Annotated in this window: 17 protein-coding genes; 6 read left to right on the forward strand and 11 right to left on the reverse strand. The window is 73.1% G+C overall.

Annotated features, from left to right (window positions below):
- Window positions 1–37 precede the first annotated feature (37 nt).
- The 3 genes from ACIBK9_RS10765 (at window position 38) to ACIBK9_RS10775 (ending at window position 3,449) form a co-directional block, all read left to right on the forward strand.
- The gene (locus ACIBK9_RS10765; RefSeq protein ID WP_397156991.1) at window positions 38–451 is read left to right on the forward strand and encodes a VOC family protein; all 414 of its coding nucleotides are present in this window, start codon (window positions 38–40) and stop codon (window positions 449–451) included.
- 38 nt (window positions 452–489) lie between these two features.
- A complete protein-coding gene (locus tag ACIBK9_RS10770; RefSeq protein ID WP_397156992.1) occupies window positions 490–1,584 on the forward strand; it encodes a winged helix DNA-binding domain-containing protein in 1,095 nt (364 codons plus the stop codon).
- Window positions 1,585–1,682: 98 nt separating this feature from the next.
- Entirely contained in the window at window positions 1,683–3,449 is a 1,767-nt protein-coding gene (locus ACIBK9_RS10775) for a SpoIIE family protein phosphatase (protein ID WP_397156994.1), read from the forward strand.
- Window positions 3,450–3,462: 13 nt separating this feature from the next.
- Here the strand turns inward: ACIBK9_RS10775 and ACIBK9_RS10780 are convergent, their stop codons facing one another.
- On the reverse strand, window positions 3,463–7,002 hold the full coding sequence (locus ACIBK9_RS10780) for a WD40 repeat domain-containing serine/threonine protein kinase (RefSeq protein WP_397156995.1): 3,540 nt from the start codon (window positions 7,000–7,002) through the stop codon (window positions 3,463–3,465).
- A gap of 6 nt (window positions 7,003–7,008) precedes the next feature.
- Window positions 7,009–7,713: a TioE family transcriptional regulator gene (locus ACIBK9_RS10785; protein WP_397156997.1), complete on the reverse strand. Its 705-nt coding sequence runs from the start codon at window positions 7,711–7,713 to the stop codon at window positions 7,009–7,011.
- 78 nt (window positions 7,714–7,791) lie between these two features.
- Between ACIBK9_RS10785 and ACIBK9_RS10790 the strand changes: the two genes are divergently transcribed.
- Entirely contained in the window at window positions 7,792–8,976 is a 1,185-nt protein-coding gene (locus ACIBK9_RS10790) for an erythromycin esterase family protein (RefSeq protein WP_397156999.1), read from the forward strand.
- A gap of 2 nt (window positions 8,977–8,978) precedes the next feature.
- Here ACIBK9_RS10790 and ACIBK9_RS10795 read toward each other — a convergent pair whose 3' ends face one another.
- Both ACIBK9_RS10795 and ACIBK9_RS10800 read right to left on the reverse strand, forming a co-directional pair.
- Window positions 8,979–10,058: an ABC transporter substrate-binding protein gene (locus ACIBK9_RS10795; protein WP_397157001.1), complete on the reverse strand. Its 1,080-nt coding sequence runs from the start codon at window positions 10,056–10,058 to the stop codon at window positions 8,979–8,981.
- The gene (locus ACIBK9_RS10800; protein ID WP_397157003.1) at window positions 10,055–10,588 is read right to left on the reverse strand and encodes a SigE family RNA polymerase sigma factor; all 534 of its coding nucleotides are present in this window, start codon (window positions 10,586–10,588) and stop codon (window positions 10,055–10,057) included. Before ACIBK9_RS10800 ends, ACIBK9_RS10795 begins: the two co-directional genes overlap by 4 nt.
- Window positions 10,589–10,952: 364 nt before the next feature.
- Between ACIBK9_RS10800 and ACIBK9_RS10805 the strand changes: the two genes are divergently transcribed.
- Window positions 10,953–12,323, forward strand: coding sequence for a hypothetical protein (locus tag ACIBK9_RS10805; RefSeq protein WP_397157005.1), 1,371 nt, complete (start codon window positions 10,953–10,955; stop codon window positions 12,321–12,323).
- A 26-nt stretch (window positions 12,324–12,349) separates the two neighbouring features.
- Here the strand turns inward: ACIBK9_RS10805 and ACIBK9_RS10810 are convergent, their stop codons facing one another.
- The 6 genes from ACIBK9_RS10810 to ACIBK9_RS10835 form a co-directional block, all read right to left on the reverse strand.
- The gene (locus tag ACIBK9_RS10810) at window positions 12,350–13,348 is read right to left on the reverse strand and encodes a HEAT repeat domain-containing protein (protein WP_397157007.1); all 999 of its coding nucleotides are present in this window, start codon (window positions 13,346–13,348) and stop codon (window positions 12,350–12,352) included.
- A gap of 6 nt (window positions 13,349–13,354) precedes the next feature.
- Window positions 13,355–14,023: a HEAT repeat domain-containing protein gene (locus tag ACIBK9_RS10815; RefSeq protein ID WP_397157575.1), complete on the reverse strand. Its 669-nt coding sequence runs from the start codon at window positions 14,021–14,023 to the stop codon at window positions 13,355–13,357.
- A gap of 71 nt (window positions 14,024–14,094) precedes the next feature.
- Window positions 14,095–15,489, reverse strand: coding sequence for a cytochrome bc complex cytochrome b subunit (locus ACIBK9_RS10820; RefSeq protein ID WP_397157009.1), 1,395 nt, complete (start codon window positions 15,487–15,489; stop codon window positions 14,095–14,097).
- Window positions 15,490–15,648: 159 nt separating this feature from the next.
- Window positions 15,649–16,458, reverse strand: a complete 810-nt coding sequence (locus ACIBK9_RS10825; RefSeq protein WP_358286995.1) for a carbohydrate ABC transporter permease — start codon at window positions 16,456–16,458, stop codon at window positions 15,649–15,651.
- The gene (locus ACIBK9_RS10830) at window positions 16,455–17,306 is read right to left on the reverse strand and encodes a carbohydrate ABC transporter permease (protein WP_397157011.1); all 852 of its coding nucleotides are present in this window, start codon (window positions 17,304–17,306) and stop codon (window positions 16,455–16,457) included. Before ACIBK9_RS10830 ends, ACIBK9_RS10825 begins: the two co-directional genes overlap by 4 nt.
- A complete protein-coding gene (locus tag ACIBK9_RS10835) occupies window positions 17,303–18,619 on the reverse strand; it encodes a sugar ABC transporter substrate-binding protein (RefSeq protein ID WP_358286997.1) in 1,317 nt (438 codons plus the stop codon). The genes ACIBK9_RS10830 and ACIBK9_RS10835 overlap by 4 nt, the downstream gene beginning before the upstream one ends.
- Window positions 18,620–18,789: 170 nt before the next feature.
- Between ACIBK9_RS10835 and ACIBK9_RS10840 the strand changes: the two genes are divergently transcribed.
- Window positions 18,790–19,455, forward strand: coding sequence for an SDR family NAD(P)-dependent oxidoreductase (locus ACIBK9_RS10840; protein ID WP_358286999.1), 666 nt, complete (start codon window positions 18,790–18,792; stop codon window positions 19,453–19,455).
- A 106-nt stretch (window positions 19,456–19,561) separates the two neighbouring features.
- Here the strand turns inward: ACIBK9_RS10840 and ACIBK9_RS10845 are convergent, their stop codons facing one another.
- Window positions 19,562–20,617: a saccharopine dehydrogenase family protein gene (locus ACIBK9_RS10845; protein ID WP_397157014.1), complete on the reverse strand. Its 1,056-nt coding sequence runs from the start codon at window positions 20,615–20,617 to the stop codon at window positions 19,562–19,564.
- Between the last annotated feature and the right edge of the window lie 22 nt (window positions 20,618–20,639).

Genomic DNA, 20,639 nt, shown 5'->3' on the forward strand with positions numbered 1-20,639 from the left:
CCCGGCGACCATGAGCCGAACCGGCGAGGAGCCTGCCATGTCTGTAAATGTCGTGATCCATCTGAACTTCCGGGGCGAGGCCGCCGCTGCGCTCGCGTTCTACCGGTCGGTGTTCGGCGGGGACGTCACCACCGTGACCTACACGGACGCCGGGAACGTCCAGGACCCCGCCGACGCCGGCCGGGTGATGTGGGGCCAGGTGGCCGCGCCCGGCGGCTTCCGCCTGATGGCCTACGACGTGCCCGCCCACCTGCCCTGGGACCAGGGCGAGAACGCGTTCTTCGTCTCGCTCGGCGCGGACACGGCCGAGGAGGCCACCGCGTACTGGGAGGGGCTGGGCGCGGGCGCGACCGTCGTGCGGCCACTCGGGCCCGCGCAGTGGGTGCCGCTGCACGGCATGGTGCGCGACCGCTTCGGGGTGACCTGGATCGTCGAGCACGGCGCGTCCTGAGCGCGGCAAAAAGAGCGCCCTGAACACGGGAAGAAGAGATGACCGTTCTGAGCACCAGGGCGCTCAACCGCGCCACGCTCGCCCGCCAGTTGCTGCTCGACCGCGCCGGCCTGCCGGTCCTCGACGCCGTCGGGCATCTGTGCGGCCTGCAGGCGCAGGAGCCGCAGGAGCCCTTCACCGGGCTCTGGTCACGGCTGCGCGCCTTCGACCCGGCCGCGCTGTCGGACCTGCTGACCGGCCGGGACGTGGTCCGGACCCACCTGATGCGGCGCACCGTCCACCTGGTCACCGCCGCCGACGTCCTGACCTGGCGATCCAGGCACGACGCGATGCTGCGCCAGCGGGTGCTCGGCGTCTACCGCCGCGAGCTGGCCGGGGTGGACCTCGACGAGCTCGCGGCGGCCGGACGGGCGGTGCTGGCCGACGGCGAGCCGCGCTCGATGTCGCAGCTCGCGCGGGCGGTGGCCGATCGCTGGCCCGGGCCGGGGCCGCGGGCGCTGGGCGAGATGCTGGTCGCCGCGCTGGTCCCGATGGCGCAGCTCCCGCCGCGCGGGCTGTGGCGGACGCGGGCGGGCGTGCGCAACCTGCCGTTGTCGTCCTGGCTGGGGCGGGAGGTGGACCCGCCGTCCGCCGACGGCTCCGATCCCGTGGGACAGGCTCTCGTACGGCGTTACCTGGCGGCGTACGGCCCCGCCGCCACGGCCGACCTGCGCGCCTGGTCCGGCCTGGCGGGCCTGCCCAAGGCCGTGGCGGCGGTACGCGACGAGCTGGTCGCCTTCCGGGACGAACGCGGCCGCGAACTGCTGGACCTGCCCGGCGCGCCGCGCCCCGACCCCGGCACGCCCGCCCCCGTGCGGTTCCTTCCGGCGTTCGACAACGCGATACTCGGCTACGACGACCGCGACCGCATCATCGACCGCGAACACCGCGGCCTGTCGGTCGCCGGCGCCCGGACGGTCCTGGTGGACGGCCGGGTCGCGGCCACCTGGACCGTCGAGGACGGCACCGTGCTCGTCACGCCGCTGCGCGGCCTGTCCCCGGCCGAGCGCGCCGCCGTCGGCGAGGAGGGAGGTGCCCTGGCGTCGTTCCTCTCCGACGGGGCCGGCGACCGCACCCGGATCCTCGGCGGCTGAACACATCCCCATAAGCTCGTCCATACTGTCAGGACCGCGGGCGCCCTGGTGACGGACGGGCCGGCGGGTAGGAGGTGGGGACGAGAGGAGCCGACACCATGAACGTGCCCGAGCACGACGCCGGGCCGCACCGGCCGCAGGACGGACGTCCCCGCGGGCTGCGCGACCTGACCCACGCGGGCGGGTACGTCGTGGACGACGGGGGCCGGATCGTCGAGGTCGCCCCGCGCACCGAGGCGCTGCTCCGCCGTCCCGCCGCCGAACTGCTCGGCGCGGACGCCCACGACCTGCTCCACCGCGGCCCGCGCGGTGAGACGCTGCCGCGCAGCCGGTGCGCGATGCGACGCCCGCTCATCACCGGCGGCACCTCCCAGGGCGAGCGCGAATGGCTGGCGTGCGGCGACGGCTCCCTGCTGCCGGCCTCCTGGCTGGTCACACCCTGCCTGCTGGCCGACGGCAGGACCGGGGCGCTGGTGCTCTTCCACGACGCCGACGAGCCCGGCGCGCAGATCCCCGAGCCGGCGCACGAGACGTCGATGTCCGAGCTTGACCGGCTGGCCCTGCTGGCCGAGACCACCACGACGCTCACCGCCAGCCTCGACGTGGACGAGACGCTGCGCCAGCTCGTCCGCCTGGTGGTGCCGCTGCTGGCGGACTGGGTGGTGGTGGACCTGCTCACCGAGCACGGCGGCGTGACCCGCGCCGCCGTCGTCCACCACGAGGACGGCGTCCTGGTGCACCACGAGGACCTGGAGGGGCCGATGCCCGCGGTCCCCGAGGAGTCGCCGATGCCGCTGTCGCGGGCGTTGCGCGGGGTCACCGCGACGCTGGCCGGGCCGGAGACCTACCAGGGCGCGCCCGACTCCGGCATCGCGGTCTTCCAGCAGGAGCTGTTCCGCAGGACCGGCATGCACTCGGCGGGCATCGCGCCCATCCGCGGCGTGCGCGAGGTGGTCGGGGCGCTGACGCTCGGCCGCGCCGAGCGGCCCGGCGCGTTCACCACCGCCGACCTGCTGCTGGTGGAGGACATCGCCCGGCGCGCCGGGCTCGCCCTGGACAACGCCCGCCTGTACGAGCGGCAGCGCCGGGTCGCCGAGACCATGCAGCGCCACCTGCTGCCGCGCCTGCCGTCGGTGCCCGGCCTGGAGATGAGCGCCCTCTACGTGCCCGCCCCCCGCGCCTCGCAGGTCGGCGGCGACTGGTACGACGCCTTCACCATGCCCGACGGCGCCACCGCCCTGGTGATCGGCGACGTGGTCGGCCACGACCTGGAGGCCGCCGCCGGGATGGCCCAGGTCTGCAACATGCTGCGCGCCTACGCAGGCGCCGAGCAGGACCTGCCCAGCGCCATCCTCGACCGGCTCGACCGCGCGGTGGTGCGCATGGCGCAGGCCACCATGGCCACCGTCGTCCTGGCCCGGCTGGAGCACACCGACGACGGCCGCTGGCTGCTGCGCTGGAGCAACGCGGGCCATCCGCCGCCGCTGCTGGTCGAGCGCGACGGCCGTACCCGTTTCCTGGAGGAGGGCCAGGGCCTGCTGCTGGGCACCGGCATCCGCGGGGAGCGCGCCGACGCCGTCGTGGAGCTGCCGCCGGGGTCCACCCTCGTGCTCTACACCGACGGGCTGATCGAGTCCCCGAGGCATTCCCTGGACGAGGGGCTGGCCCGCCTGAGCCGGTACGCCGCCTCCCACACCCACCGGCCGCTGAACGCGCTCGGCGACATGCTGCTGGCACGCGTCCGGCCCGAGGACAACGACGACGACGTCGCCATGCTGACGCTGCGCGTGCCGCCGCGCGTCAAGGCCCTGGACGGCCTGCGCGGCGGCGTGCTGAACGGCGACCGGGGCCTGCCCGCGATCTGACGACCGGCGCGCGTCACGACCGTCCGCGCCGCGCGCCCGGGCAGACGTCCCGGTAGGGCACGTCCTTCAGGTGCCGCCGCCACTCCTGCGGGCTCATCGTGCGGCCCGCGCGCTCGCACACCAGGCGGGCCACGGACTCGGCGCCCACCGGGATCCGGATGATCGTCCCGGAGGTGTTGCCCGAGACGTACAGGGTCTGGTCGTCGGGGCTGAAGGCCAGCCGGTCGAGGATGCCGATGGGGAAGGAGCCGATCCGCTCCCGCGAGCCGACGTCCCAGACCTGGACGGTGTAGACGTCGTCGAACGTCTCCCCGATGGACCTGCCGATCAGCGCGAGCAGCGAGCCGTCGTGGCTGAACAGCACGGTCTCGACCTGCGCCCGGGCGGCCACGCGCAGCGCGGGCGGCAGTTCGCGGCCGCCGGCGACGTCCCACAGCTCGACCGTGGCCGAGCCGAGGGCGAGCACCTGCGCCGTGGGGCTGAGCGCGATCGCCAGGCCCGACCGGTTGAAGCCGGGGCCGACGGCCTTGCCGGTGCGCAGGTCGTAGACCTTGCCGGTGGCGGTCACCACGCCCGTGCCGTCGCGGGTGGACACGATGGTCTCGGTGGCCGTGGCCAGGGGGTGGCGGGCGAGCGTCCGGCCGGTGCCGGCGTCGAGGACGACCAGCTCGTTGCGGGCGTCCCGCTGGCTGAGCTCCTTGAGCGACAGCACCAGGCGGCGGCCGTCGGGGGTGAACGTCTTCGACAGCACGAACTGCGTGCGCGGCACGGCGTGGCGCCACAACCGGCGGCCGGTGGCGACGTCCCAGAGGCCGGCCGAGGAGTCCGCGCCCTCGGCGGACAGCCGGGCGCCCGCCGGGTCGAACAGCTGCCCGGTGACGCCCGCGCTGCCGGCCATCGGGACGCCGAGGCGGCCGCCGTCCCACACCCGGACCGGCCCCGAGTCCTTGGTGGCGGCGGCCAGGCGGCCGTCCTGGCTGAAGGCGTCCAGCTCGTAGCCCTGCGGCAGGCGGGTGGAGGGGAGGCGGGAGGTCAGGTCGGCGGTGACGGTCGAGTTGTCGAGCACGTAGCGGACGGTGTGGCCGTCGGCCTCCAGCCAGACGTCCTCGGGCTCGCCCTCGGCCTGGTAGAGGGCGACCTCGTCGCCGTCGTCGGCGTCGAGCAGGTGCAGGGTGCGGCCCTCGACGGCCAGCATCCGGCGGCCGTCGGAGCTCAGTCGCAGCCGTCCGGCCAGCGTGTCGTCCAGGGCCGACTCCTGCCAGAAGGGCCGGTCGGCGTCGGGCACCTTCCTGGCGGTGGCCAGGTCGAAGGCCGCGATGTCGCCGTTGGCGCACAGCAGCCGCCTGCTGTCCGGCGTGAACGCCACCACCGGCCCGCACGCCTTGGGCAGGCGGGTGTCCACGGTGAGGCCGGGCAGGCGGATCACCTTGAGGCCGCCCTGGTTGGGCCCGACGCCCGCGATGTAGGCGCCGGAGGGCGCGATCGCCGGAGCGACGCCCGCCTCCAGCTCCGGGGTGTAGGAAGCGCCGGTCCTGGTGTCCCACAGGAAGTCCAGGGTGCTGTCGCGCATCACCGCGGCCAGGTTCTCGTTGCCGTCGAAGGCGACCTGCACGCCGGAGCTGCCCTCGCCGACGCGGTGCTCGCGCAGCTTGGCGCCCGTCCTGGCGTCCCAGGCGTAGGCCGTGTCCCTGCTGACCACCACCAGCGTGCGCCCGCTCGGGCTGAGCGCCGCCGCCGACGGCAGCGCGTCCAGGCCGCGCGGCCACCGCCAGAACGCGGTCTGCCGTCCGGAGGGCACGTCGTAGACCCGCACGCCGTCCTCGCCGGCGATGGCCCGGACGCGCCCGCCGGCCGCCGACGCCGACGCCGAGACGCCCTTGCCGCCGGGGTCGCGGAAGACGGCGCTCTCCGGCATCGTCAGCGAGGTCGTCAGGCTCCGCCGGGTGCCGGGAGTGGGGGCCAGCCGCCAGCCCGCCACGCTGAGCAGCATCGCCGTGACCGGGTCGCTCGTCCGCAGCCGGTCGGCCTCGGCGGCGGCCTGCCGCCCGACCGCCTGGTCGCGCTGCCGGCCCGCCAGGCTGCTCTGCTCGGTCACCTGCCTGCCGCGCAGCACGGCGAGGCCGCCCGCGGCCAGCGCCACCACCAGCAGCCCGGCCAGCGCGGCCGTGGTCAGCCGCCGGCGGCGCACGCGCCGTCTGGCCAGGCCGGTGCCCGCGGCCAGGAAGTCACGTTCGAGCGGGGTCAGCGTGATGTGCCTGCGGCCGGTGGCGGCCCAGGTCAGCGCCTGGTCGAGGCGGCTGCCCTGGAGCAGGTCGCCGTCCTTGCGGCCGTTGCCGGCCCACTGGCGGGCGGCGTCGCTGAGCTGGCCGAGCACGGCGAGCCCGTCGCGGTCGCCGTCCACCCAGACGCGCAGCCGCGGCCAGGCGCGCAGCAGCGCGGGACGCGACAGCGCCACCGCCTCGTTCTTCTGCGTCACCAGGTAGGAGAACACCTGGAGGATGTGCTCGATCGCGCGCGTCTCCCCCTCGGAGCGCCCGGCCAGCAGGTCCTCCTTCAACGCCCAGCGCACGGCCTCGTGCCCGTCCTCGGTGACCGTCACCAGGCGCAGGAACACCTCGGCGGCCAGCTCGCGCTCCTCGGGCGCGAGCGCGCCGTAGGCGTCCTCGGCGATCGTGCCGAGCGCCGGGTCGCCCTGCTCGGGCACGTGCACGCCCCTGGCGGCGCGGCTGCCCGCCGTCAGCAGCCCGCGGGTGTCGGCGCTGTTGCCGCTGACCAGGGCGAGCAGCAGGTCGCGGGCGGTGGGACGGGCCGCCGGGTCCTTCTCCAGCGCGGCCGACACCAGCGAGGCCAGCCGGGGCGGCAGCCCGCTCAGGTCGGGCTGGCTCGACAACACCCGGTGCATGACCCCGCCGAGGTTGTCGGCGCGGAACGGGTCCTCGCCCGTGGCGGCGAACACGATGATCGCGCCCCAGGCGAACACGTCGGCGGGCGCGCCCGCCCGCTGCCCGGTGAACACCTCGGGCGCCATGTACGTGGGCGTGCCGGCCACCTCGCCGGTCCTGGTCAGCGACATGTCCAGGGTGCGCGCGACCCCGAAGTCGATCACCCGCGGGCCGTCGGTGCCCAGCAGCACGTTGTCCGGCTTCAGGTCCCGGTGGATCACGCCCGCGTCGTGCACGGCGGTCAGGGCGGTGGCGATCGCCGTGGCCAGCCGGTGCAGGTCGTCCCCGGCGAACCGGCGTCCCTGCTCGACCGCCCGGCGCAGGCTGGGGCCCGGCACGTACTCGCTGACGATGTACGGCCTGCTGCCCGACAGGTCGCAGTCGAGCACCCGCGCCGTGCAGAACGACGCCACCCGCCCGGCGGCGGCCGCCTCCTTGGCGAACCGCTCACGGCTCACCGGGCTGTCGGCCATGTGCAGGACTTTGAGCGCGACCCGGCGGCCTTCGGGGTCGTAGGCGTCGTACACCACCCCCTGGCCCCCGGACCCGAGCCGTCCGGCCAGCCAGTATTGCCCTATACGCTGCGGTTCTCCGGCGTTCGACGCTTCCACGGCGTGTTAGATGCCCTCTCCGGTCGCAAAGTTCCCCTCGCGCAGGTAGGCGTCCAGCGCGCCGGCGGCGGTGAGCATGGCCAGGCCCCTGGCCGTGAGCCGGTCGTGCCAGTCGCGCAGCGTCGCCTGCAGGGGTTCCATGCCGCCCGCCGCGCGCACCTGCTCCAGCACCTGCCGGATCTGCTCCAGCCCGTAGCCGCCGCGCCGCAACTGGTGGGCCAGCAGCACGTCGCGGACGTCGGCGGCGGTGTAGACCCGGTAGCCGGTACGCGGGTCGCGCCGGGGCACGGTCAGCCCGGCCCGCTCCCACTTGCGCAACGTCGCCGGCTTGATGCGCAGCCGGCGGGCCAGCGGGCCGATGAACGTCACGCCCGGCTCCGGCTCGCGCGGCGGCGCCAGGTCGCGCAGCGCGCGTTCGACGGCCTCCAGCGTGCCGCGATCCTCGGCGAGCTGGGCGTGGCCGTCGTCGATCAGGCGCAGCGCCTCCTCGACGCCGCCGCCGTTGACGGCCCGCATGATCGCCGTCGCGGTCGCGTGCCCGTGGGCGGGGATCAACGCCAGGAACGTCCGCAGCGCCGCCGCGTGGCGCGGGGTGTAGACGCGGTAGCCGCGCGGGGAGCGCTTGGACGGCGGCAGGATCTCCGCGTCCTCGTAGTTGCGCACCGCCTGCGTGGACAGGCCGTGCTCGCGCGCCAGGTCGATGGGCCGCATGTTGAAGGTATGCCCTCCTGCCCGCTGGGGAGATCGGCCAGAAGTCTACACTAGAAGTTCAACGATACGGTTGAAGGCATGACGACCTCGATCCGGGACGCCGCCCAGGCGTTCACCGGCGGCGCCCTCGCCGCGCTGCTGCCCCCCGGCGTCCGCGTGCTGGGCCTGGGCGAGCCCACGCATGGCGTCGAAGCCTTCCTGGAACTGCGCAACGAGCTCTTCCGTCACCTCGTGGAGCACGAGGGCTACCGGTCGATCGCCATCGAGAGCGACTGCCTGGCCGGCCTGACCGCCGACGCGTACGTCACCGGCGGCGACGTCACCCTCGACGAGGCGATGAGCCGCGGCTTCAGCCACGGATTCGGCGCCTCGCCCGCCAACCGCGAGCTCCTGCGCTGGATGCGGGCCCGCAACGAGCGGTCCGCGCCGCGCGACCGGCTGCGCTTCGACGGCTTCGACGCCCCGGTCGAGATCACCGGCCCGGCCGCCCCACGCCCTGCCCTGACCGCCCTGTACGACCACCTGGCCCCCCACCTCGACCTGCCCCTGACCCGCGACGCCCTCGACGCGCTGCTCGGCCCCGACGAACGCTGGACCGATCCGGCCGCCCTCACCGACCCCTCCCGGTCGATCGGCGGCACGCCGGAGGTCAAGGAACTCCGCCTGATCGCCGACGACCTGGGCGTGCTGCTGACCGCGCACGCCCCCCGTCTGGCGGCCGTCACGTCCGAGGGCGACCGTTGGCGGGCCGGCCTGTACGTCCGCACCGCCTCCGGGCTGCTGCGCTACCACGCCGCCATGGCCGACCCCTCGCCCGCCCGCCTCGGCGCGCTCATGAGCCTGCGCGACACGATGATGGCCGGCAACCTCGACGCGATCGTCCGGCGCGAGGAGCGCCGGGGCCCGACCCTCGTCTTCGCCCACAACCGCCACCTGCAGCGCGACGAGAGCCGGCTGTGGTTCGCGGGCGAGCCGCTGCGATGGTGGAGCGCGGGCGCCGTCCTCGCCGCCGATCTCGGCGACCGGTACGCCTTCGCCGCCGCCGGGTTCGGCTCGCGGGGCGCCGACGTGCCCGCGCCCGGCACCCTCGAAGGCATCCTGTCGGCCCTGCCCGAGGACCGCGTCGTCGTGGACCCCCGCCGCCTGGCCGGGGCGCTCGGCGGCACGCCGGCGCCCCGCGTCCCGGCGGACCACACCTACCTGTCCCTCGACCCCGCCACCGTCCACCAGGCGGACGCGATCGTCTTCCTCAAGGAGATCTGAGCTCAGCCGCCCTTCGCGACGGCCGTCCCGAGGTCCGCCGGGCGGGCGATGAACCGGTGGGCGCGCGCCAGGTCGGCGATCCGCTGCAGCTCCGCGAGGTCCAGTTCGGCGGGGAAGGAGCCGATCTCGGCTTGTGCCGCCGCCGCCCCGGTGATCTTCGTGTAGCTGGTCAGCGCGTCGCGTACCTGCCGGGGGTCGGTCGCGATCAGCTGTTGCGCCTTGGTCAGCGCGCGCCGGAAGGCCGCCAGCGTGCGGGGGTTCTCCCTGATCCACCGGTCGGTGGCCGACATGCCGGCGGTGTACAGGTTCGCGAACCCGCGGGTCATCGGGTCCTCCACGATCCGCGCGCGCCCGGTCTCACGGCCGACAGTGACGTACGGCTCCACCAGCAGCGCGGCGTCGACCTGCCCCTTGTCCATGGCGAGGAGCATCTCGGGGTAGGGCTTCTCGACCAGCAGGACGTCCCGGAACGTGAGCCCGGCCCGCTTCAGCGCGGCCTCCAGCGCCAATGGCCCGAGCCCCTTGAGGTTCGGGACCGCGATCTTCTTCCTCCTGAGGTCGGCCACGGTCCGGGTCCTCGACCTGGGGTGCACGGCGATCGCGAAGCTCCCGGGCGCGGCCCGGTGCAGGCCGGAGACGATCCGCAAGGACTTGCCGCCCTCGTTCATCTTGAAGAGCGAGGCGTAGTCGGTCTGCGCCAGGTCCAGCCTGCCCAGGTCGAGCTCCGGGGCCGCCGCGGCGGCCCCGGAGACGATCTGCGGGACGACCGTCAGCCCCTCCTCCCTGAAATAGCCCTGGCCCAGCGCGACGAACACCGGCGCCGACTCCACACTCGCCACCACGCCGACCTCGACGACGGACCGCTCGGGCGGCTGGGCCGGGCGCACGGCGGCGCGCGGCTCGCCGGGCAGCGCCCGCACGCCGACGGTGGCGGCGAGCACGACGACGACCACCACCACGGCGGCGGCCAGGGCCATGACGTTGCGCCGCCTGCGGTGATGGGCTTCGAACGCCCTGGTCGCCAGGTCGCGCTCCGGCATGTCCTCCGCGATGCGGCCGAGCTGATCTCCGAGCCAGGTCATCGGCGTGCCCCCTCACTGTGGGCCGGGTCGTCCAGGACGGGCAGTCTGGGCCCCAGCTCGGGGGCCAGCGTCCGCAGGCGGGCCAGCGCGTGGTGCGCCTGGCTCTTGACGGTGCCGACCGAGCAACCCAGCAGGTCGGCGACCTCGCGCTCGGTCCGGTCCTCGTAGAAGCGCAGGACGAGCACGGCGCGCTGCTTGGGCGTCAGCCGCATGAGCGCCTGGCGCAGCACGATCCGCAGCACGGCGGAGTCATCGCTCACGTACGCGCGGTCGGGCGGCTCGGCGCTCGGCACCTCGTGCGAGCTGCGGCGACGTCGCCACGAGATGTACTGGTTCACCATCGTCTTGCGCGCGTAGGCGTCAAGGTTGCCGACGTGGCGTAACCTCGACCACCGCCCGATCATCCGGACGAACACGCTCTGGAGGAGGTCCTCCGCGAGGTGGACCTCTCCGGTGAGCAGGTAGGCCAGGCGCGTCAACGGGCGTTGGTGAGCATCAACGAACGCCCGGAAGGCGGTGTCGCGATCCAACGTCTCTCCTTAGTCTCGATGCCCTCCAGACGCTGTGGGCGTGGCGAAAGGTTGGCACCCATGAGAAGCGTGTGACGGGCCCCTGCCACCGCGGTTCATTTATCGGTATTTAATAAATGATGTCGTCAAGGCGCATTCTCCTCGCATGGCGGCGCGCGATACACGCTCGTTAAAGTCGGGGTAACGTCAGGCTCCACGGATTCCCCGACCAGAGGACGAGCCGATGAACTGCGGTCACTGCGACAGCCCCAACCTCGCCGATTCCCAGGTCTGCGCGAATTGTGGCCGCCATTTCCAGGGCGATCGCCCGGCCGCGACGGAAGTCACCCGATATCTCTGCATCGCCATGATGCTCGACGCGAAAGTGCGTAATTCCACCATTCGCTCGATTCTTCATGACCGCTTCCGCGCCGTCGCCCAGTCCCCCGGCGTCGACCTGGCCACGATGCTCAAGTACGGCCTGATGGCCCGAAGACGCCAGCATGTGCGCGACGCCGTGCTGGCCGTGCTCGCCGTGGCCACCCTGGCCCTGCTGTCCAGCCCGCTCGTCCTGCTCCCGATCTTCCTGGCCTGGCTCGTCGTCTTCGCCGAGCTCTACGACGCCCACGAGTCGGTCATCCTGACCAGGCTGACCCGCGACTCCTTCGACCCGGCCGAGGCGCCGCTGCCCAGCTCGCCCGCGCTGCGCGACCATCTGGTGGACATCGCCGACCGCGGCGCCGGGAACGTCACGGTGTTCGCCGACTACTCCCCTTTCGTCGGCTACGGCAGCAGGATCAACAACTGGTCGTTCACCATGAACGTCGCCAAGGCCCGGCCCGGCGAGACGGTCGTGCCCTTCGCGGTCGGCGAGCTCTACGACCGGGTGGCCGCCGAGATCGCCGCCCTCGGCCTGCCCGGTCTCACCGTCGGCGACAAGCTCTTCGTCAACGGCCTCGACCTGCGTTACGAGACCGACCCCGAGCTCCAGGCCGCCGTGCTGCCCGACGCCCTCCTGCCGCCGGTGCCGACGGTGAGCGAGCGGTTCATCCACCAGCTGCGCGACAACCCGCGCACGCGGGCCCGCCCCTACCTCACGGTGAGCGTGACCGGCTGGGAGGGCGAGGTGGTGATCTCGATCTTCCTGCGGTTCGTGCTGCTCGCCGAGAAGGGCATGATGTTCACCGAGGCCGGCTACTCGCTGCTGCCGCCGCTGCGGGAGGCCTACCGCGACGTCGACCGGCTGGTCAACTGCGCGCCCTCGGAGCGGATGGCCCGCATCGCGCTGTCGGCGCTGCGGCGCACCGCCGCGGGGCTGGTGCTGGCCCTGCCCAACACCCTCGCCGCGCTCTCGGAGCCGAGAAGGCGCAGGCGGCAGCAGAAGGCGAGCATCAAGGCCATCCGTGGCCACACCTTCAACTACGGCGCGGCCTACAACCCCCGCGAGCACGCCACCGACCACCTCTACCACCGCTACTTCCAGCAGCTCGACAAGGAGATGTACGTCAAGGCCGCCGAGCAGCGCATCATGGACGCCGTCGCCGACTTCCTGGAGGAGCACAACGTCGACGTGAGCGACCTGCGCGACCGCCAGACGACCATCCTGAACAACGGCATCTTCGTCACGGGCCAGGCCCAGGTCACCGGGGCCAGCATGGCGGCCGGCACGGGCGCGGTCGCGCGGGTGGAGAGCCGCATCAGGCAGGGGGTCGGCCAGGCCGCCGCGGCGGCGCAGCGCCGGACCCCGGCAGGGTGACCCGCTCCCCGAACGGGGCCGAGCGCTCATCGCGTGTCGCGCAGCCCCAGGATGTAGGTCGCGGTGAGCGCGACGGCGCGGTCGTCGTCCTGCGCCAGGTCGGCGAGGGCGCGTGCCGCGGCGGCTCCCGGGATGTCGGCGAGCGCCTGCGTCAGCCGCCGGCGCGCGGACGGCTCGGCGCCACGCCGGGCGAGGCGGTCCACGAGCCCGGCGGCGATCGGGTCCGCCGCGCCGGGGCGGCCCGCCAGCGTGCTCAGGGCGTCGGCCGCGTCGACGTCGTTCGTCCCCTCGACGACCATGTCGATGAGCGTGGGGACGGCGTCGTCCACGCCGCGTGCCCCGAGCGCCAGGGCCGCGTAGCGGCGGACCACGACGTCGGGGCTGGTCAGGGCGTCCCGGAGCAGGGCGGTCGCCGTGGCGTCCGGGAGCTCGGCGATCGACTGGACCGCGCGCTTGCGCACCTCGGCCGCCGGTGCGTGCAGACCCTGAGCCAGCAGCGCGGCGGCGCCCTCGCCCGACTGCGCCAGAGCCCATCGCAGGGCTCCGGCGACGTTCGGGTCGCTCTCGCCCAGCGCCGCCTCGACCAGCGCCTCCACCGGGACCTCGGCGACCGCGGACAGCGCCGCGCTCTGGCGCCGGCCGGCGTTCTTCGACCCGAGCCCCTGCAGGAGGGAGACGACCTGGAGCACGTCGTCCCAGCCGGCGGGGTCGGCGGCGTCGATCCGGCGCAAGCGCGTGAGCAGCTCCGTCTCGGCCGCGATGCGCTCCCGGGTGCGCCGGATGAGGTCCTCGACGAGCCCGGACGGCGTGAAGCCCGGATCGTCGAGCGCCCGTCCGACGTCACGCAGCGACAGGCCCAGCGACCGCAGGCTCTCGATGTGGAAGATCCGCCGGATGTCCTCGCCGGAGTACTCGCGATAGCCGGCGTGACTGCGGCCCGTCGGGCGCACCAGCCCGAGCGCGTCGTAGTGGCGCAGCATGCGGGCGCTCACCCCGGACCGTCGCGCGACGTCGCCGATCAGCACAGCCCATCATCCCTCCTGGCCGCCGGCGCCGAGGGCCACGACGCGCTTCGCCTCCTCGATCGCGAACTCGAATCCGGCCTCCGGGTCGCGCAGCAGCCGTTCCGTGGCCCCGGCGTGCGTGCGCACGCCGGGATCCGGGTCGGCCATCGCGGCCCGCAGCACCGGCTCGATCACCTCGCCGAGCGCGACCAGCGCCCGGCTGAGGCTCAGCTGGGTCTCCCGTCGGCCGCGCCCGAGCTGTGTCGACAATACTTCGGCCAGTCCGGGCTTCTCCTCTTCGGGTGCCAGCAGCACCGCGGTCCGCCAGGCGCTCCGCGCCACCTCGTCGTCGGCGTCGGTCAGCAGCTCGCGAGTGATCGCCGGCCACGCCCGCCGGTCGCCGATCTTGGACAGCGTGTGCAGCGCCTGGCTGCGGGCCTGCGCGCGTTCCGAACGCAGCTCGCCGAGCAGCCTCGGGACCGTCAGCTCCGCCGGGTGGCGGGTGAGCGCCCAGGTGAGCATGTCGCGCACGTGGAACTCCGGCTCGACCGCGCAGCGCTCGACGAGCGCGCCGACGAGGCGCGGGTCCGGCGTCGTGCCCACCGCCAGGGCCGCCCGCAGCCGTACGGACGGGTCGCCGGCCGCCAGCCCTCCGACGGCGCCGCTCGGGTCCGGGTCCTGTTCCTGCCTGGTCATCGGGACCACCTCCTCGGCGACCAGTGAAGACCTTGTCACAGTGTCAAGGTCAAGCGGCCCGGCCCGCCCGGTCAGTCGCGCGGCGCGGTGACCGCGTGCTGCCGCTCGGGCTCCAGGTGCATCGGGCGTTCGTGGAAGCCGCCCTGCGCGCTCCGGACGATCACGCCGCTCTCCGGCCCGTGCTCCGCGTCGTGCCGGTCCTGGAGGCGCAGGCCGAGGCAGAGCCGGTGGGTCAGCCAGAAGGCGACGACCGGGCCGAGCAGGACGGCGTACCTGAAGAAGATCGTCACGGCCTCCACCGAGAGGTGGAACTGGTGGGCGAGCTGGTCGTTGGCCGCGGCTGCCCACAGCAGCCCGTAGAAGGCGACCCCGGCGGCGGCGACGGCGGTTCGCACGGGCGCCTCGCGCGGCCGGTCCAGCACGGCCGGCCCGGTCGCCTCGGCGGCCAGGCGGCTCCTGCTCTTGGGCCGGCCGAGCGCGTCGCGCCGGCCGGGACGCCGCAGGACGAGGCGCTCGCCCAGCGGGTAGCCGGCCAGGACGGTGAAGAACACCCCGGGGACCACCAGCGTGGGCACCAGGACGGCGAGGCTGAGCGTGTACCCCCCGATCGTCAGCTCCCAGCCCGGCATGATCCGCAGAGCGCCGTCGAGGAAGCCCATGTACCAGTCGGGCACCGAGCCGGCCGAGATCTGGCCGGGCCCGGCCGGGCCGTACAACCAGATGGGGGCGATCTGGAAGGCCAGGCCGAGGATGACCAGGACGCCGATCGTCGTGCCCGCCATCAACGGCCGCACGCCCGCCCGAGCCGGGACCGGCGCGGCGAACCGCGAGTGCCCGTGCCGCCGCACCAGCCATTCACGGGCGGCCAGCAGCGCGACCATGGCCGCCGGGATCACCAGCACGTGCGTCCAGTACATGGTGGGGATGATGCTGTCGCCGGGGAACCCGGCGCCGAAGAGCAGCTGCGCGCCGTACGACCCCACGACGGGGATCGACAGCAGCACCGACTGGATCAGCCACAGGCTGCCGCCGGAGAGCATGTCGTCGGGCAGGATGTTGCCGGTCTCCCCCGCGGCCATCCCGAGCGGCAGCAGCGTCACCCAGATCAGCCACTGCGGCACGCGCGGCCGCCGGAACGCGCCGGTCACGAACATGCGCAGCAACTGCATCGCGACCGCCGCCACGAACACCAGCGCCGACCAGTGGTGCACCTGCCGGACGAAGAGCCCGCCGCGCACCTCCAGGCTCAGCCGCATGGTCGAGTCGAACGCCCTGCTGACCGGGACGCCGCTCAGCGGCGTGTACACGCCGTGGTAGAGCACCGGGGACATGTCCGGGTCGAAGAACACCATGAGGAACAGCCCGGTCACCACCAGGACGGCGAAGGACCAGATGGCCACCTCGGCGAACATGAACGACCAATGACCGAGCCCCGACGACTGACGTTTCCGCACCGATGAGCGCATCGGACCCTCCTCGTTTCGCCTTCGCCTTCAAGACGGGATCGGCGACCGAGATGTGACGTCGAGGAGGGTGAGTTACGTCATAACGGGTCGTTCCCGGCGGCGGGGCCTGCCGGAGCGCGGGCACTCCGGCAGGCCGACGTCAGCGGCGGGGCCGCGGCCTCACCCCTTCACCGCTCCGCCGAGCAGCCCGGAGACGAACTGCTTCTGGAAGACGAAGAAGATGAGCATCAGCGGCAGCGTGGCCAGCAGCGCGCCCAGCATCAGGCCCGAGTAGTCGACGCGGGTCAGCCCGGTGAGGTGGCTGAGCGCGACCGGCAGCACGTACTTCTCCTCGCTGGTGAGCATGAGCAGGGGCCAGATGAAGGAGTTCCACTGGCTCATGAACGTGAAGATGACCAGCGCGCCGAGCTGCGGCCGGACCACGGGCAGCACGATCCGGTAGAAGATCCGCAGGTCTCCGGCGCCGTCCAGGCGTCCGCTCTCGATGAGCTGGTCGGGGAAGTCGAGGAAGGCCTGGCGCATGAGGAAGATGCCGAACGAGTTGGCCAGGAACGGGATGACGATCGACTCGTAGGAGTCGACCCAGCCGATGCTGGCCATCATCTGGAACAGCGGCACCAGCAGCACCTGGAACGGGATCATCATCGTCGCCAGGATCACCGCGAGCAGCAGGCCGCGCCCGCGGAAGCGGTACTTGGCCAGGCCGTACCCGCCCATGGCGCTGACCAGCACGGACAGCGCGGTGTAGACGAGAGCCGTGCCGAGGCTGTTGAGCACCACGCGGGAGAAGCCGATCGTCTCCTCCAGCGACCGCAGGTTGTCCAGCAGGTCGTCCCCGGGCAGGAACGGGGGCGGGCTGCGGAACAGCTCCGACGTGTCGTGCGTGGAGGCGACGAACATCCAGTAGAACGGCGCGATGCTGACCACCGCGCCGGCCGCCATGAGCAGCCAGAGCAGCAGGCGTTTCATGACTTCTCCTTCCCGAACCACTTGAACTGGGCGTAGGAGAGCACCCCGATGAGCAGCACCACCACCCAGGCCATCGCCGCGGCGTAACCGAAGTCGAACTGCTTGAATCCGACCTGGTAGAGCAGCAGGATCGGCGAGGTGGTCGCGTCGTCGGGGCCGCCGTCGGTGAGCAGCTTGTTCTCGTCGAACAGCTGGAGCGTGCCGATCGTGGAGGTGATCGAGCAGAACAGGATCACCGGCTTGAGCTGCGGCACGATCACGCTGACGAACGACCGCAGCGGCCCGGCCCCGTCGATCGAGGCGGCCTCGTACTGCTCCTTGCCGATCGCCTGCAGGCCGGCCAGCAGGATGATCATGTTGTAGCCCGTCCACCGCCAGGTGATGGACGCGATCAGCGCCACCCGCGCCCAGGCCGGGTCGTCCAGCCAGGCGATCTCGACGCCGAGCAGCTGGTTGACCATGCCGCCGTCGGTGCGCAGCAGCACCCGGAAGACCACCGCGTAGGCGACCAGCGTCGTCACGGCGGGCAGGAAGTACGCGATCCGCAGCGTGGCGCGGAACCGCAGCCACGACTGGTTGAGCACGTACGCCAGCGCCAGCGCCAGCGCGATCATGATCGGGACCTGCACGACCAGGATCAGCCCGACGTTGACCAGGGACTGCAGGAACCTGTCGTCGTGCAGGAGGCGCTGGTAGTTCTCCAGGCCGGCCCATTCGGTCACGCCGTCCTCGGTCCGCTGGAGGCTCTGCCAGAGGCTGGCCCCCAGGGGGTAGGCGAAGAAGAGCGCCAGCAGCGCGGCGGCGGGCCCCGCGAAGATCCAGGGGACCAGGCGGCGCCGAACGATCATCCGATCTCCCGCTTCGTGGCGGACGCGATCTGCTCGGCCGCCTCGTCCAGCACGGCCTTGGGGTCCTTGCCGCCCACCACCGCACGCTGCAGCAGCTTCTTCAGCAGCTCACTGGCCTCGGCGTCGTCGTCGGTGGACTCCACGGCCGGGATGGCGCGCACCTGGTCGGCGAAGATCTTGTTGACCGGCTGCCCGTCGAAGTACTCGACCGGCTCGGAGAAGTACGGGTCGGCCAGCGCGGGCAGGTAGGCCGGGAAGAGCGACTCCTGCTTCATCATCGACAGCTGGCTGTCCTTGTTCGCCGTGACGAACTCGACGAACGCCCACGCCGCCTGCTGGTTCTTCGTCTGCCCGGTGACCGCCAGCATGGACCCGCCGTTGGCCGAGGTGCGCACCCCGCCCGGCTCGAAAGCGGGCAGCGGGATCACGCCGAACTTGCCCTTGAGCTCCGGCATCTCCGACACCAGCGTGCCCGTCCACCAGACGGCGGTGGGCGCGACGGCCGCCTTGCCCTCCTTGGTCGCGGTGACCCGGCCGTCCCAGCCCTGCTCGTTCTGCAGCAGGCCCTTGTCGTTCATCGTCTTGATCAGGGTCAGCGCCTTGACGGCGGCCGGGGTGTTGACCGCGACCTTGCCGTCCACGAACCTGCCCTGCTTCTGCTGCTGCAACAGGGTGGTGAACAGCGGCTCGCTGTTGCCCAGGTCGGAGACCATGAGCTTCTTGCCGGTCTTGGCCTTCAGCGTCTCGCCGGCCTTGATCAGGTCGTCCCAGGTCTGGATGTCCTCGGCCTTGATGCCGGCCTGCTCGAAGTAGTCGCGCCGGTAGAACAGGCCGACGGGCGCGGAGTCCCACGGCAGCGCGAACAGCTTGCCGCCCTCGCCGGAGGCCGTCTGCCACTTGGCCGGGTCGAAGTCGGCCTTCAGCTTGCCGGCGACCGGCCCGAGGTCGGCCAGCCCGTTGGGGAAGTTCTTGGCGTAGCCGGGGACTCGCTCGTCCTCAAGGTGCACGACGTCGGGCAGGCCGGTGCCCGACTGCATGCCGACCGTGACCTTCTCGTAGATGTTGTCGTAGCCGACGTCCGTCACGTCGATCTTCACCTTGGGGTGCAGCTTGGTGAACTCGGGCGCCAGACGCTTCAGGGCGGTCGCACCCACGTCGAACGACCACACCTTGACCTCACCGGACAACTCCGCGGGGGTGGACGCGGCGATCGAGGGAGCGGGCCCCTTGGCCGTGCCGGTTCCGCCGGTGGCGCATCCGGCGGCGAGAAGTCCGGTGGCCAGCAGCCCGGCGGCGATTGTGTGGATCTTCACGGTGACCTCTGGATCTGTAACATGTCACACTCTGAATACTGAGTGCTGAGTAACGTACGCTGAATACGCTTGGTGCACCAGAGGTGAAATCGAACCGTTCCCGATGGATGTGAGCGGACGGGCGGAAAGGCCGTTGCGTCCTGCTCGTCCTGCCGGAATGATCGGCCGCCATGGGGAACGTGCTGCTGACCGGCGCCACCGGAGGAATCGGACGGCCGCTGGCCGCCGCGCTCGGCGCGGCCGGGCATCGGGTGATCGCCGTCGGACGTGACGTCGGGCGGCTGGACGTCCGCGGGATCGAGGCCGACCTGGCCGACCCCGCGTCGCTGGCCCCCGCCATGGAGGCGCTGACGGCGGAGCTCACGGAGATACGCGCGGTGGTGCACTGCGCCGGCATCTCCCCCGTAGAGGCCGTCGCCGAAGCCGGCCCCGACACTTGGCGGCGGACGATGGCGGTGAACGTGGCCTCCGCCGCCGAGCTCGTCCGGCTCGCGCTGCCCGCGTTGCGGCGGTCCAAGGGCCATGTGATCTTCGTGAACGCCTCCCCCGGGCTGACCGGCGTCCCGCGCTGGTCGGCGTTCGTGGCCAGCAAGGCGGCGCTGCGCGAACTGGCCGACTCGCTGCGCGAGGAGGAGGCCGTCCACGGGGTCCGGGTCACCACGGTCTACCCCGCGGCCACGGCGACCGACCTGCTGGGCGAGGTCAGGGCCGCCTTCGGCCGCCCGTACGACCCGCAGGCGTGCATCCGGCCGGAATCGCTGGCCGCGATGGTCGTGTGGGCGCTCAACGCGCCGGCCGACTCCTACGCCTGCGAACTGTCGGTGCTGCCGGGCTGAACCCGCCCGCGGCGGCGTGGATCGGCCCCCGCCGCCGGCGCGCGGTGTCCACCAGGGCCTGGCGGGAGGATCGCCGCGACCCGCACGTGGTCCAGGCGCGCGAGGGTCAGCGCTGCGCCGCGGTGTCGAGCTCGACCTCGATGTGGGGCGACAGCGCCCGCAGGAAGTCCGGCGCGTCGAAGACGCGCCCCGCCGAGGCCACCCCGGCGGCCCTCGTCCGGCCGGTGAGGACGCGCTCGACGGCCTCCACCGCGAGCGGCGCGCTGACGGCGTAGATGTCCCGGCCGCGGGCCACCGCCCGGCGTTCCCCGGCGCCCGAACGCACGACCACGTCCACGACGAACGGCTGCGCCGACCGCCCGTGCTCGTCGGCCGCGACCGGGGCCGGGGTGTCGGGGTTCACCACGTCCGTGGCCGCCTCGACCGTCATGTAGTTGCGCACCTCGGGGATGTTCAGGTGGCTCGGGACGGTCACGATGTCGGCCATCGAGAACTCCGCGATGACGTCGCGCGTCCCGGTCGGCTCGGGGAAGGACCACTTCCCGGCCGGCGCCCGGTCGTCGCGGTACTCCAGCCGGCCGCCGGCGTGGCGGACGCGCCGGCCGGCGCGCCGCTCCCTGGAGACCTTGCCCGCGGCCCGGGTGCCGGTCGTGGGGTGCCAGCTGTCCAGCCCGTAGGCCACGTGCGCCTCGTCGGCGCCGGTCCAGTCGTCCATCGCCGCCGTGACCAGCAGGTCGCCGAGCCCGCCGAAGAAGGCCATCGCGGGCACGATCACCGCCCCCGCCTCCCGGGCGCGCTCCGCGAACAGCTCGAAGGTGTCCACGTTGGCCTCGATCTCGGCCGCGACGTCCACGTACGGGACGCCGGCGCGCAGGGCCGCCTCGATCACGGGGGCGGCCGTGGCGGCGAAGGGCCCGGCACAGTTGATCACCGCGGCCACGCCGTCCAGGACGCGGTCCAGCGCCGCCGGATCGTCCACCGACGCCTGCCTGACCGCCGGCCCGGGGTACCTCTCGGCCAGCGCCTTGAGCGCGTCGCCGTCGCGGCCCGCCAGGACGGGCGCCAGCCCGCGCCGCAGCAACTCCGCCACCACGAAACGGCCCGTGTGCCCGTACGCGCCGTAGACCGCCACCGCGGAGCCGGTCGTCCTCATCTGTGTCATGTGCGCATCAGCCATGCGGACA

This window comes from Nonomuraea sp. NPDC050227, from assembly GCF_044459705.1.
In the GTDB taxonomy this organism is placed as follows: domain Bacteria; phylum Actinomycetota; class Actinomycetes; order Streptosporangiales; family Streptosporangiaceae; genus Nonomuraea.

What these genes read in the sequence shown, in the direction of transcription:
- ACIBK9_RS10770 (WP_397156992.1), top strand. Translation starts at nt 490, where the DNA reads ATGACCGTTCTGAGCACCAGGGCGCTCAACCGCGCCACGCTCGCCCGC.
- ACIBK9_RS10795 (WP_397157001.1), bottom strand. Translation starts at nt 10,058, where the DNA reads ATGACCTGGCTCGGAGATCAGCTCGGCCGCATCGCGGAGGACATGCCG.
- ACIBK9_RS10765 (WP_397156991.1), top strand. Translation starts at nt 38, where the DNA reads ATGTCTGTAAATGTCGTGATCCATCTGAACTTCCGGGGCGAGGCCGCC.
- ACIBK9_RS10785 (WP_397156997.1), bottom strand. Translation starts at nt 7,713, where the DNA reads ATGCGGCCCATCGACCTGGCGCGCGAGCACGGCCTGTCCACGCAGGCG.
- ACIBK9_RS10825 (WP_358286995.1), bottom strand. Translation starts at nt 16,458, where the DNA reads ATGAAACGCCTGCTGCTCTGGCTGCTCATGGCGGCCGGCGCGGTGGTC.
- ACIBK9_RS10815 (WP_397157575.1), bottom strand. Translation starts at nt 14,023, where the DNA reads ATGACCAGGCAGGAACAGGACCCGGACCCGAGCGGCGCCGTCGGAGGG.
- ACIBK9_RS10830 (WP_397157011.1), bottom strand. Translation starts at nt 17,306, where the DNA reads ATGATCGTTCGGCGCCGCCTGGTCCCCTGGATCTTCGCGGGGCCCGCC.
- ACIBK9_RS10790 (WP_397156999.1), top strand. Translation starts at nt 7,792, where the DNA reads ATGACGACCTCGATCCGGGACGCCGCCCAGGCGTTCACCGGCGGCGCC.
- ACIBK9_RS10840 (WP_358286999.1), top strand. Translation starts at nt 18,790, where the DNA reads ATGGGGAACGTGCTGCTGACCGGCGCCACCGGAGGAATCGGACGGCCG.
- ACIBK9_RS10845 (WP_397157014.1), bottom strand. Translation starts at nt 20,617, where the DNA reads ATGACACAGATGAGGACGACCGGCTCCGCGGTGGCGGTCTACGGCGCG.
- ACIBK9_RS10820 (WP_397157009.1), bottom strand. Translation starts at nt 15,489, where the DNA reads ATGCGCTCATCGGTGCGGAAACGTCAGTCGTCGGGGCTCGGTCATTGG.
- ACIBK9_RS10775 (WP_397156994.1), top strand. Translation starts at nt 1,683, where the DNA reads ATGAACGTGCCCGAGCACGACGCCGGGCCGCACCGGCCGCAGGACGGA.